Raw genomic sequence first — 11930 nt, 5'->3', positions numbered from 1 at the left:
CCGAGGCGCTCGGCGTCGTGCTGCCGACGTGGCAGCGGGCGCCGTTGCAGGCGTTGGCGAAGCTGCACGTCCTGGCGGGCGCGGACCTGGGCGGCGAGCTGGGCCGGCCGCGGGTTGCGGCCGGGGTGTCCGAGCGGCTCGACCTGCTGGCGCAGCTCGTCACCGGCGGCACGTCCGCCCCCGGCCCGGTGCTGGTGGCCGTCGTGCACGGCGAGCTGATGACGCTGTCGCCGTTCGAGACGGCCAACGGCGTGGTGGCCCGCGCCGCGTCCCGCCTGGCCTCCATCGCCACCGGGCTCGACCCGAAGTCGCTCGGCGTGCCCGAGGTGATGTGCCTGCGCCGGCAGAACGACTACGCGTCCGCCCTGCACGGCTTCTCCACCGGCGACGCCGAGGGCGTCACGCGCTGGCTCCTGTTCTGGTGCGAGGCACTGGAAGCCGGTGCGCGCGAGGCCCGCGGCATCGCCGACGCCGCCACCACGTAGGCGCTAGAGGAGTTCCTTCAGGACGGCGGCGGCGCGTTCGGCGTCCTCGAACGTGTTGTAGAGCGGGGCGAAGCCGAAGCGCAGCACGTCGGGCGGGCGGTGGTCGCCCAGGATCTGGCGCTCGACGAGCTGGTCCATGATCCGCCCGGCCTCCGGGTGCCGCAGCGACACCTGGTGGCCGCGCCGGTCGTCGGCCGGGGTGATCACCTCGATGCCGGGCAGGTCCTCGACCAGCCCGCGGAAGTGCGCCGTGAGCGCCAGGCCCTTCGCCCGCACGTCGGCGAGGTCCACGCCGTCCCACACGTCCAGCGCGGCGTCCAGCGCGAGCATCGAGATGATGTCCGGCGTGCCGACGCGGGCGCGGGAGACGCCGGGGTCCGGCGTGTACTCCGCGGCCATCGCGAACGGCACCTCGTGCCCGGTCCACCCCGTCAGCGGCTGCTCGAACGTCGACTGGGCGTGCTTCGGCACGTACAGGAACGCGGGCGAGCCCGGCCCGCCGTTGAGGAACTTGTACGTGCAGCCGACGGCGAGGTCGACGTTGAGCGCGTCCAGCTCGATCGGCAGCACGCCCGCGCTGTGGCACAGGTCCCAGACCACCTTCGCGCCCACCGCGTGCACCTGCTCGGTCACCTCGGCCATGTCCAGCAGCCGGCCCGTGCGGTAGTCGACGTGGTTCAGCAGCACGACGGCCGTCGTGTCCCGCAGGTCCAGGTCCTCTGGAGGCGCGGGCCGCAGCGCGAGCCCCGTCAGCTCCGCCACGGACCGCGCGATGTACCCGTCGGTCGGGAACGTGCCCTCGTCCACGACGATCTCCGCGCGGTCGGTGTTGCGCACCGCCGCCATGAGCGCCTTGAACAGGTTCACGCTGGTCGAGTCGGCGACGATGACCTGGCCCGGCCCGGCGCCGATGAGCCGCCCGATCCGGTTGCCGACCCGCTCCGGCGCCTCCCACCAGCCCTCCGCCCAGCTCCGGATGAGCCGGCGGCCCCACTGGTGGCGGACGACGTCCTGGACCCGTTCGGCGACGGCTCTCGGCGGCGCGCCCAGCGAGTTGCCGTCCAGGTAGACGACGTCGTCGTCCAGGTCGAACAGCTCGCGGGTGTGCGCCAACGGGTCGGGCATGCGCGTCATACGTGACTCCTGGCCGTCCACAGTTCCGGGAAGACAGAGCGTCGCGTCCGCTTCTCCAACCACGCAACCCCCGCCGAGCCCCCGGTCCCGGTCTTCGCCCCCATCGAGCGCCGGGTGGCGAGCAGGTGGTCGTAGCGCCAGCGGGCGAACTCCTCGGCGATGTCGGTCAACGCCTCGCCGAGCTCCAGCAGGTCGCTCGACCCGCCGCGGTAGACGTCGGCCCACACGGCCTCCACCCCGGCGTTCGGCTCGTACGGCTCGCTGACGTCGCGCTCCAGCACGTCCTCGGGGATCGGCAGGCCCTGGCGGTGCAGGGCGGCGAGCACGTCGTCGTACAGGCTCGGCTCGTGCAGCAGCCTCTCCAGCGCGTCGTGCTGCTGCGGGACGGCGCGGTGCGGGACGAGCATCGACCGGGACTTCTCGCCGAGCAGGAACTCCACCTCGCGGTACCGGCCGGACTGGAAGCCGGAGCCCTCGCCGAGGGCGTCGCGGAACGAGTTGAACTCGGCGGGCGTCATCCGGGCGATCGGCCGCCACGCCGCGTTGAGGGCCTGCATGTGCAGGTCGCTGCGGCGCAGGGTGCGGACGGCGGCGCGCAGGTCGTCGGCGCGCAGCTCCTTCTTGGCCTGCCGCCACTCGAAGCACAGCAGGCCGAAGTACAGCTCCATGACCTGCGTGATCACCAGGAACGACATCTCACGCGGGTCCTTGGACCACTGCTGCTGCAGCGAGTGCAGCACGGAGGCGTGCACGTAGTCCTCGTAGGGCGTCGTGCCGCCGAAGTCGAGTTTGGGTGCGACCGGACAAGTCATGCCTTCATCATGACCGCGCGTTGGAGTGATCTGAATGGGTGACGAATGATGTTCAGCCGGAAAGTTCTTATGACCGTCAATCGGCCAGGCCTTGTAGGTTTGTGATCGTGAGCATCGAATTGGACGGCGTGGACTGGGCGCTGCTGGAGGCGCTGCAGGAGGACGCGCGGCTCTCGTACAACGAGCTGGCGCGGCGCGTGCACGTGTCGCCGCCGACGGTCGCGCAACGGGTCCGGCGGCTGGAGAACGCGGGCGTCATCACGGGCTACCGCGCGACCGTCGACCCGACGGCGGTCGGGAGGTCGGTGGTCGCGCTGGTGCGGATGAAGTGCTACGGCCCGCGGTGCATCACCGTGCACCCGGAGCTGCTCGACGACTGCCCCGAGGTGGTGGAGGTGGTGCGGCTGACCGGCGACATCTGCTCGGTGGTCAAGGTCGTGACCACGTCGATCAGCGAGTTGGAGCGGTTGCTGGTGCGGCTGGGCGGCTACGGCGAGACGTCCAGCGCGATGGTCCTGTCGACGCCTATCCCGTGGCGTCCGGTGCTAGCCGGCTGAGCGCCAGCCGGACGTGCCCCTGGGTGCGTTCCAGCGCCTCCGCGGCGCGGGCCGCGGGCACGTTGGCCAGCAGGTGCACCAGGGCCACCTTCAGGTCGCCGCCCGCGTCGGCCAGCGCGGTCGTGCACTCCTGCTCGCCCAGTCCCGTCGCCTCGCGCAGGATGCGGACCGTGCGGCCGCGCAGCTTCGCGTTGGTGGCGCGCATGGACACCATCAGGTTCGAGTACGTGCGGCCGAGTCGCACCATGACGGCGGTCGAGAACGACGTCAGCACGAGCTTCTGGGACGTGCCCGCCTTCATCCGGGTGGAGCCCGCGATGGCCTCCGGGCCGGTGTCGACGGTGATGAGCACGTCGACGTCGACCGGCGCGGACCCGATCGGGTTGTTGGACACCAGCACGGTGTGCGCGCCGATCGTGCGGGCCTCTTCCAGCGCGGCCACCACGAACGGCGTGCGGCCGGACGCCGTCACGCCCACCACCAGGTCGCCCGCCACCGCGTGCCTGCGGATCTCGGCGGCGCCGTCCGAACCGCGGTCCTCGACGTTCTCCACCGCGTTGACCAGGGCTTCCCGGCCGCCCGCGTGGTGCGCGACGAACCAGTCCGGCGGCGCGTTGAACGTCGGCACCAGCTCGGCGGCGTCCAGCGTGGCCAGCCGGCCGGACGTGCCCGCGCCGACGTAGTGCACCCGCCCGCCCGAGCGCAGGGCGCCGACGGCGAGGTCCGCCGCGCGGGCCAGCTCGGGCAGCACGGCGGCCACGGCGGCCGGGACCAGCTGGTCCTCGGCGTTGATCAGGCGGAGCACGTCCAGCGTCGAGAGCCGGTCGATGTCCTCGGTCCGCGGGTTCCTGGCCTCGGTGGGGGACTCCACCCGGACCGCGACATCGTTCCGGTTCGTCGTCATTTAGCGGACTCCCGACGTCGCCTGCCATCCGGTCGCGCCCCCAGGCGGTGCCCCGAGACCGCGTCGTACGTGGCCTCCAGGGCCGTCTTGGCGCTGTCCACGTGCCGCTGGGCGATGCCGATGAACAGGCAGTCGATCACGGTGAGCTGGGCGATCCGGCTGGCCATCGCGCCCGAGCGGAACGTGGTCTCCCGCGCCGCCGTGGTCAGCACGTGGTCGGCGACCTCGCTGATCGGCGCGCGGGGGAAGTTGGTCAGCGCGACCGTGGTCGCGCCGTGCTCCTTGGCCACCCGCAGCGCCTCGACCGTCTCCGACGTGGAGCCGGTGTGCGAGATGCCCACCGCGACGTCCGCCCCCGTGAGCACGGCGGCGGACGTCAGCGCGATGTGGGTGTCGTTCCAGGCGAAGCAGGTTCGCCCTATGCGGTGAAGCTTCTGCTGGAGGTCGAACGCGACGAACGCGCTGGCGCCGAAGCCGTAGACGTCGACCCGGCGCGCACCCGCCACTGCCTCCACCACCGCCTCCAACGTCTCGACGTTCAACTGCTCGGCTGTCTCCTCGACCGCCCGCGCGTCCGCGAACGCCACCTTGCCGACGACCTGGCGCAGGTCGTCGCCCGGGCCGATGTCCCCGCCCAGGTCGCGGTCGGGGCGCATCGACGTGCGGGCCGTGTCGGCGGCCAGCGCTATCCGCAACTCCGGGTAGCCGCCGACACCGATGGCCTTGCAGAACCGGGTCACCGTCGTCTCGCTGGTGCCCGCGGCCTCGGCGACCTCGGTGATGCTGCGGTGGGCGACGGTGGCCGGGTTGTCCAGCACGACCTTGGCCACCCGCTGCTCCGCCCGGGCCAGGCCCGGCAGGAGGGAACGGATCTTGACCAGGGGACTGGAGTCGGCGGAACTTTCGGTGGACACGTGGGAAACTTACTAACCGCTCAACGCACGGTCAACGCAGGGTGGGAGTAACTCACCCCAACCGTGACCGAATCTCCCCCCTTGGTGGGAGGGAGAAGTCGGCATGTCACTAACGGTCCACGGCTCGCCACCCTTCGGCGTCCAAACCGGTCGGCTCCTGCTCCGCGTCGAACAGCGCGCCCTGCTCGTCGGTCACGCGCACCGCGTCCACGTACACGCCGCGGCCGTCGTAGCCCGTGCCCCGGTCGTACCGCCAGCGGAACTTCAGCGCCGACTCCGTGCCGACCTCGACCCGGTGCCACCGCCGCTCCCCGTAGCCGGCCAGCACGTGGACCTGGCGCCACGTCGTGCCGTCGTCGGTCGCCTCGACCACGACCTTGTCGCTCGCGTCGAGGTCCACGAACGCCCAGAACGACAACGTCTGCCGGTCCGCGCGCCGTTCGAGGTCACGGGTGGTGACCGTGCCGCCGTCCGACTGCGGCGTCAGCGCCGTGCCGCGGTGCGGCCGCACGGCCATCGCCTGCGCCAGGCCGTTCGCGACCGCGCGCCGCGCCGGGTTGATCGAGCCCCAGTTCCGGCTCGGGTGCACCCGGTTGGTCAGCAGGATCGCGATCGACCGCGACAGCGGGTCCAGGACCAGCGTGGTGCCCGTGTAGCCGGTGTGGCCGGCGGACCTCGGCGAGGTCAGCGCGCCCATGTACCAGCGCTGGTCCAGCTCGAAGCCCAGCCCGTGCGAGTTGCCGGGGAACGCCTGGTTGAAGTCCGTGAGCATCAGCTCGACGGTGGCCTCCTCCAGGATGCGCCGGTCGCCGTACGCGCCGCCGTTGAGGATCGCCTGGCCGAGCACGGCCAGCTCGGGCGCCGTGGAGAACACGCCCGCGTGGCCCGCCACCCCGCCCAGCGACCAGGCGTTCTCGTCGTGCACCGAGCCCCGGATGATGCCCCGGCCCGCCTGGTACTCGGTCGCCGCGACCCGGTCCAGCTTGGCGGCAGGCGGGTTGTAGCCGGTGTCCACCAGGCCGAGCGGCGCCGTGATGTCGTCGCGGACCAGCTCGTCCAGCTTCTTGCCGGACCACTTCTCCGCCAGCAGGCCGAGCGTGATCAGGTTGAGGTCCGAGTACAGGTACGTCGTGCCCGGCGCGCTGCGCGGCTTGGTGTCCATCACGGCCTTGATCCGCGACGGGACGTCCGGGTACTGCGACCACAGCGGCAGCCACGCCACCAGCCCGGAGGTGTGGGTCAGCAGCTGCCGGACCGTGATCGACCCCTTGCCGTTGACGCCGAACTCCGGCAGGTGCCGCGCCACCGGGTCGTCCAGCCCGAACCGGCCCAGCTCGTGCTGGCGCATCACCACGATCGAGGTGAACAGCTTCGAGATCGACGCCAGGTCGAAGATCGTGTCCGGCGCCATCGGCACCCGCTGCGCCTCGGGCAGCTCGGTGCCGGCCCCGTCGGAGTAGCGGACCGCCCACCCCGTCGGCTCGTGCGTCACCACGGCGCCTTCGTGGGCGAACAGCGTGACGGCGCCCGCGAACAGCGGGTGGCCGCTCGCGTCGGGCACGGTGTAGCGCTGGACCTGCGCCAGGGCGGCGTCCAGCGGGGCCGGGTCGAGTCCCACGTGCTCGGGGGTACCCGGTCGGAGCACGCTGCTCGCCCAGCCCTCGTGCGGCCGGTCGAACCGGGCCTCGCGGCCCTCGGCGTGCGCCGGCGTGGTGAACAGCATCGTCGTCGCGATCAGCAGGGCAGGGATGCGCATCGCCGTTCTCCCTCTACCGGTAGACCAGGTACGGCCGGCGGGTGGCCTCGAACGCGGCGAGCTCGTCGGCCCAGGCGCCGACCACCTCGTCGGCGCCCGCGCCCGCGTCCACCATGCGCCGCAGGCGGTCCGAGCCGCTGAGCTTGTCGATGTAGTGGTCCGGCCGCCACGCGAAGACCTGCGGGTAGCGGGCCTTCGCCGTGACGATCATCGCGACCGCGGTGCGCGGCGCGTCGAAGGCGTGCGGGTCGGTGAGGTGCAGGGCGACACCGCCGCACAGCTTGTTGGCGAACTTGTTGAACGTGGGCGTGAAGTAGGTCTCGCGGAACCGGACGCCGGGCAGCCCCAGCGCGTTGAGGTCCTCGGCCCACCGCCAGTCCAGACCGGGCGCGCCGATCGTCTCGAACGGGCGGGTCGTGCCGCGGCCCTCGGAGAACACCAACCCCTCGAACAGGCACGTGCCGGGGTAGACGAGCGCGGTGTCGTGCGTCGGCACGTTGGGGCTCGGCGGGACCCACGGGAGGCCGGAGTGCAGGTCGTCCCGCTTCCAGCCTCTGACGTCGACCACCTCGAGGCTGCTCACCCGGCCGCCGTCGGTCGGCAGGAACTCGCCGTCGAACAGCCGCGCCAGCTCGCCGATCGTCATGCCGTGCTGCTGGACGATCGGCTTGCGGCCGACGAACGTCGCGTGGGCCGGGTCGAGCTGCGGCCCGCGGGCGGTGCCGCCGACCGGGTTGGGGCGGTCGAGCACGACGAACCGCACGCCGGTCGCGGCGGCGGCCTGCATCACCGCGTACATGGTCCAGATGTAGGTGTAGAACCGCGCGCCGATGTCCGCGATGTCGAACACGAGCGTGTCGACACCCGACTTGGCGATCATCCCGGCGATCTTGGCGGTGCTCGCGCCGTAGGTGTCGTAGACCGGGATGCCGGTGCGCGGGTCGAGGTAGTTGCCCTCCGAGCCGCCGGCCTGCGCCGTGCCGCGGAAGCCGTGCTCGGGGCCGAACGCGGCCACCGGCGCGATCCCGGCGGCCACCATCGAGTCGACGATGTGGGTGTGGTCGCGCAGGACGCCGGTCGGGTTGGTGACCACGCCGACCTTGTGGCCCGCGAACCGCCGCCAGCCGTCCTGGGCCAGCTGCTCGGCCCCGGTGTCGATGGTGCGCGGCCGGTCCGGGTGCTCCGGGTTGTCCGGGTTCCCGGTCGCGCCGGCGGTACCCGGGGTGAGGGCGCCGAGCGCGGGGACGGCGAGCGCGCCGGCGAGGAAGTGTCTGCGGTCCATGAAGGTCACCAACCCATGCCGTGGCCGAAGGGGTACGGAGTCGGTCCGGGCACCGCGACCGGCAGCTTGCCGGTCGGCGCGACCTCGCCGGTGATCACCGCGGCCAGGGACTCCATCGAGACCGGGCCGTAGGAGTAGGTGGCCAACCACGTCGGCGCGGCCGTGTGGGCCACGTCGTACGGGTTGCGCACGGCGACCGCCACGACGGGTTTGCCGGTGGCGAGGAGCCTGGTCAGCAGGGTTTGCTGCGCGGCCTGCTGGGACAGCCCGTTGGTGAGCACGACGACCACGTCCGCGTTGGCCGACGCCTGCACGGCGGCGTTGACCTGGGCCGCGGTCGGGGCCGCGCCCGTGGGCAGGGCCGTGCCGCCGAGCGCGGTGGCCAGGGTGCGGGTCGTCGTCTCGCCCCAGCCGGTGACGAGGGCGGCGGTGGGCTTGGCGGCCAGCGGCAGCACGCCGGCGGAGTTGCGGACGGCGGTGATGGTGCGGTCGGTGATCCGCCGCGCCTCGGCCAGGTGCTCGGGCGTGCCGACGCGGGAGGCGACCTGGTCGAGGTCGACCTGCCGGTTGTTCAGCATGCCGCGCTGGAACTTCATCCGCAGCACCCGCAGGACGCTCCGGTCGATGCGCTCCTCGGTCAGCTCGCCGCCGCGCACGGCGGCGAGGACGCTGTTCACCGCGACGTCCAGCTTCACCGGCATGAGCAGCTGGTCGACGCCCGCCTTCAGCGCCAGCACGGGGATCTCGGCGTCGGGGTGCATCTGCCGCACGCCCGCCATCGCCAGCGAGTCGGTGATGACCACGCCGTCGTAGCCCAGCTTGTCCCGCAGCAGGTCGAGGACCGGCTTGGACAACGTCGCCGGTTCACCCGACGGGTCGATCTTCGGCATCCGGATGTGCGCGGTCATGATCGAGTCGACGCCCGCGGCGATGGCGGCCGTGAACGGCGGCGCGTCCAGCCGCTCCCACTCCTCGACGGTCCGGTCGACCTTCGGCAGCGTGGTGTGGCTGTCCTCCGCCGTGTCGCCGTGGCCGGGGAAGTGCTTGGCGGTCGCGCTCACGGCGTGCGGCGAGAGGAAGCGGCCCTGGTAGCCGCGCACCTGGGCGGCGGTCATCTCGGCGGCCAGCGCCGGGTCGCTGGAGTAGGAGCGCACCCCGATGACCGGGTTCACCGGGTTCGAGTTGACGTCCGCGTCCGGCGCGAAGTTCTGGTTGACGCCCATCGCCCGCAGCTCGCGAGCGGTGATCTCGGCGGCCCGCTCGGCGTCCGCGGTGCTGCGACCGGCGCCCAGCGCCATGTTGCCGGGGAACTGGGTCGCGGGCGGCCCGATGCGGGTGACGATGCCCATCTCCTGGTCGATGGAGATGGCCAGGGGGATGTCGCTCGCCCGCTGGAGGCCGTTGGACAGCGCGGCGATCTGCCGCGGCGTGTCGATGTTGTCGTAGCTGGAGTTGTTGAAGTAGATGACGCCGCCCGGCTGGTACTTCGCGACCACCTCGGCGGGCGTGGCCACGCCGAAGTCGCGCAGGTTGCCGGGGTGCGCCTCGTCCGGCGACTGGCCGTGCAGGTAGGTGACGAACAGCTGGCCGACCTTCTGCTCCAGCGACATGCCCGCGAGCATCGAGGCGACGCGCTCGGCTCCGGGCGGGCCGGTCTGGTCCGGTGGTGCGGCATGGGCGGGTGATGCCACGACGGAAGCCGCGGCCACGGCGACGACGACGAGCGGACGGAGCACTGCGGCCTCCCACGCTGGGAAATCTTCCACCACTTAGTGACGGCATTCGGCAAGTTACCCACGTCACAAGAGCGGGTCAACGGGTTGCTCTGCGTGGGCATTGTGCTCGGGGGCGCCGACAGAACCGGGCGCTCCGCTCGTCACCCGATCGGGCGTTATCACGGGGCCGGCGCCGTGGCCAGGGCTTGCCGGGGCGCGGTGGAGCCGCCTTCGGGCTGCTTCGGGGCGGACATCGGGTCAGGTCGGGGGTGCGGGGGCGGGCGGGCGGGCGCGCACAGACAGACGGTGGGCCCCTCGATGTGAGGGGCCCACCGTCGACAGCGCGGACTTTCGAGTTACCAAGCGTGCAACTCGTGTCGTACCGACCTGGCCTCGGCGTCCGGCGTCCCGGTACGCAGGCCCTAGACGACAAGCCTCCCGCGGCGTGCTGCGCGTGGGTGTCTCGAAGTCCGCGCACGGAGCTCTGCCGGGGTGGACGCTGCTTCTCTTCCGCTTCGTCCCTGGCCGACCCGAGGTCCGCACTTCCTTTGTAGTGCGTGTTCGGCGGCACGGCAAGGGCTCGATGGGGTGCACCGGTCAAGCGACGTTCAGTAGCGGAACCGCTGTCGTGACAGGGGTTTCACGTTGGTTCGACGTCGTTGACACCGCCGTCCGGGGGGAGGGCGGGTGAATCAGCTCCGACGCCGCCTGCGCAGGCCGTACCAGGCCACGCCGGCGGCCGTCGCGGCGCCGAGACCGATGGCCGTGACGGCCACCGCCGTGCCCGACGGGCGGGGGATGCGGGCCCGCAGCGACACCGGGTCGGAGAACGTCAGCACCGGCCACCCGCGCTGCGCGGCGACCTTGCGCAGCGCGCGGTCCGGGTTGACCACCGTGGGGTGGCCGACGGCCTCCAGCAGCGGCAGGTCGGTGATCGAGTCGGAGTAGGCGTAGCAGCGGCTGAGGTCGTAGTCGTGCTGCTCGGCGAGCTGCTTGATCGCGATGGCCTTGTTCTCGCCGGCGCAGTAGAAGTCGACCTCGCCCGAGTAGCGGCCCGTCGAGACCACCATCCGCGTGCCGACGCTGTGCGTCGCGCCGACCATCGTCGAGATGGGCGCGACCAGCTCCTCGCCGGAGGCGGACACCACCACCACGTCGTGGCCCTCCGCCTTGTGGTCGGTGATGAGCTGGGTGGCCTCCTTGTAGACGAGGGGGTCGACGATGTCGTGCAGCGTCTCCTCGACGATCGAGCGCACCTGCTCGACGTCCCAGCCCTCGCAGAGCGCGGTGATGTGCGAGCGCATCCGGTCCATCTGGTCGGCGTCGGCGCCCGCCAGCATGAACACGAACTGCGCGTAGGCGCTCTTGAGCACCGCACGCCGGTTGATCAGGCCCTCTTGGAAGAACGGCCGGCTGAACGCCAGCGTGCTCGACTTGGCGATGACGGTCTTGTCCAGGTCGAAGAACGCGGCGACGCGACTGCCTTCGGTGGCGTGCTCGGTCACCGGTCCAGCTTAAGGCGGTGGGGTGGCGGTCGGCCGCCAACGCCGGTTCGGTGGTTTACGAAATTGGTGTGCGGTCCGCCGAATTTTCCGCGTCCACTCAACGGAAGACACGCATGAGCGCGTCTTGTGGGGATACAGTAGACGCGTCCGGCTCGACCGGACAGGTTCAGTCCGACCCCCCGGGACTGAACCAATGACGACCCCCGTCCCTCCCCCCTGGCGGGGGTCGTCCCATGTCCGGGGTCGGTTTTGCGGGACGTCGCGCTGGACCTCCGCGCCGCTTGCTCCCCTTCTTGCATCAGCCTCCGATGTTCTGTCGCCGTGTGCGTGCCGACGGCTCCTCGAACGTCCGCTGCCGCTGTCCGTGGGTCGAGTTGTCCACAGGTTGCCGACTTGTCCACATGTTGATCATGAACCGTTGTGTGCTTCCTCACCGCTCGACACCGTGGAACCCGTAGATCGAGAACGGGGAGGACGGCATGGAGCGACCGGTGGCCCTGGTGGCCGACGAAGGTCTGGTCGACGAGGTGCTGCACGCGGCGGCGGTGGCCGGCTGCGAGGTGGAGCGCGTGGTCGACGTGGCGGCGTTGCGCGGTCCCTGGCACGGCGCGCCCGCGGTGGTGCTCGACGAGGCCGCCGTGGTCGCGTGCGAGGCCGAGGGCTTCCCGCGCAGGGCGGCGGTGTTCGTCGTCGGCGCCGGTCCACCCGATCCGGCGACGTGGCGGCGTGCCCTGGCGTTGGGCGCGGAGCAGGTGTTGGAGCTGCCCGCCGACCACGAGCGCCTGCGCGCCGTGCTGGCCGACGCCGCCGAGGGCGGTCCGGCGGGTGACGGCCGCGTGCTCGCCGTGCTCGGCGCGCGTGGCGGT

General features: G+C 71.9%; 10 protein-coding genes and 1 pseudogene. 3 read left to right on the top strand and 8 right to left on the bottom strand.

Annotated elements, in window-relative coordinates:
• On the top strand, positions 1 to 485 hold a 485-nt coding region (locus ACFQ3T_RS28840; RefSeq protein ID WP_380727903.1), incomplete at its 5' end, for a Fic family protein.
• A gap of 3 nt (positions 486 to 488) precedes the next feature.
• Here the strand turns inward: ACFQ3T_RS28840 and kynU are convergent.
• Positions 489 to 1619, bottom strand: a complete 1131-nt coding sequence (gene kynU / locus ACFQ3T_RS28835) for a kynureninase (protein ID WP_447009574.1) — start codon at positions 1617 to 1619, stop codon at positions 489 to 491.
• Positions 1616 to 2431, bottom strand: coding sequence for a tryptophan 2,3-dioxygenase (locus ACFQ3T_RS28830; protein WP_380727901.1), 816 nt, complete (start codon positions 2429 to 2431; stop codon positions 1616 to 1618). The genes kynU and ACFQ3T_RS28830 overlap by 4 nt, the downstream gene beginning before the upstream one ends.
• A gap of 107 nt (positions 2432 to 2538) precedes the next feature.
• Between ACFQ3T_RS28830 and ACFQ3T_RS28825 the strand changes: the two genes are divergently transcribed.
• Positions 2539 to 2988 carry an Lrp/AsnC family transcriptional regulator gene (locus ACFQ3T_RS28825; protein WP_201438208.1) on the top strand — a complete coding sequence of 150 codons (450 nt, stop codon included), beginning with the start codon at positions 2539 to 2541 and terminating at the stop codon, positions 2986 to 2988.
• On the opposite strand, the gene murQ is transcribed toward ACFQ3T_RS28825, so the two are convergent.
• The 6 genes from murQ to ACFQ3T_RS28795 all read right to left on the bottom strand — a co-directional run bounded on the left by murQ (position 2957) and on the right by ACFQ3T_RS28795 (position 11064).
• Positions 2957 to 3892: an N-acetylmuramic acid 6-phosphate etherase gene (gene murQ, locus ACFQ3T_RS28820; RefSeq protein WP_380727899.1), complete on the bottom strand. Its 936-nt coding sequence runs from the start codon at positions 3890 to 3892 to the stop codon at positions 2957 to 2959. The genes ACFQ3T_RS28825 and murQ overlap by 32 nt on opposite strands.
• A complete protein-coding gene (locus ACFQ3T_RS28815; RefSeq protein ID WP_380727897.1) occupies positions 3889 to 4806 on the bottom strand; it encodes a MurR/RpiR family transcriptional regulator in 918 nt (305 codons plus the stop codon). The genes murQ and ACFQ3T_RS28815 overlap by 4 nt, the downstream gene beginning before the upstream one ends.
• Before the next feature lie 109 nt (positions 4807 to 4915).
• Positions 4916 to 6562, bottom strand: a complete 1647-nt coding sequence (locus tag ACFQ3T_RS28810; protein WP_380727895.1) for a serine hydrolase domain-containing protein — start codon at positions 6560 to 6562, stop codon at positions 4916 to 4918.
• A gap of 13 nt (positions 6563 to 6575) precedes the next feature.
• Positions 6576 to 7844 (bottom strand): exo-beta-N-acetylmuramidase NamZ family protein, encoded by a 1269-nt coding sequence (locus tag ACFQ3T_RS28805; protein WP_380727893.1) that lies wholly within the window; start codon positions 7842 to 7844, stop codon positions 6576 to 6578.
• A 5-nt stretch (positions 7845 to 7849) separates the two neighbouring features.
• Positions 7850 to 9580 (bottom strand): glycoside hydrolase family 3 protein, encoded by a 1731-nt coding sequence (locus tag ACFQ3T_RS28800; protein ID WP_380727891.1) that lies wholly within the window; start codon positions 9578 to 9580, stop codon positions 7850 to 7852.
• Positions 9581 to 10251: 671 nt separating this feature from the next.
• On the bottom strand, positions 10252 to 11064 hold the full coding sequence (locus ACFQ3T_RS28795; protein WP_380727888.1) for an HAD-IB family hydrolase: 813 nt from the start codon (positions 11062 to 11064) through the stop codon (positions 10252 to 10254).
• Positions 11065 to 11543: 479 nt separating this feature from the next.
• Between ACFQ3T_RS28795 and ACFQ3T_RS28790 the strand changes: the two are divergent.
• Positions 11544 to 11930: pseudogene (locus ACFQ3T_RS28790) on the top strand (septum site-determining protein Ssd); the annotation flags it as partial.

Source organism: Saccharothrix hoggarensis, from assembly GCF_042678885.1.
GTDB classification, from domain to species: domain Bacteria; phylum Actinomycetota; class Actinomycetes; order Mycobacteriales; family Pseudonocardiaceae; genus Actinosynnema; species Actinosynnema hoggarensis.
The sequence above is the reverse complement of the archived record's forward strand: the minus strand, read 5'-3'. Positions and strand labels throughout refer to the sequence as shown.

Coding starts and splice junctions, on each gene's coding strand:
- kynU (WP_447009574.1), bottom strand. CDS start 1,619: ATGACGCGCATGCCCGACCCGTTGGCGCACACCCGCGAGCTGTTCGAC.
- ACFQ3T_RS28830 (WP_380727901.1), bottom strand. CDS start 2,431: ATGACTTGTCCGGTCGCACCCAAACTCGACTTCGGCGGCACGACGCCC.
- murQ (WP_380727899.1), bottom strand. CDS start 3,892: ATGACGACGAACCGGAACGATGTCGCGGTCCGGGTGGAGTCCCCCACC.
- ACFQ3T_RS28810 (WP_380727895.1), bottom strand. CDS start 6,562: ATGCGCATCCCTGCCCTGCTGATCGCGACGACGATGCTGTTCACCACG.
- ACFQ3T_RS28805 (WP_380727893.1), bottom strand. CDS start 7,844: ATGGACCGCAGACACTTCCTCGCCGGCGCGCTCGCCGTCCCCGCGCTC.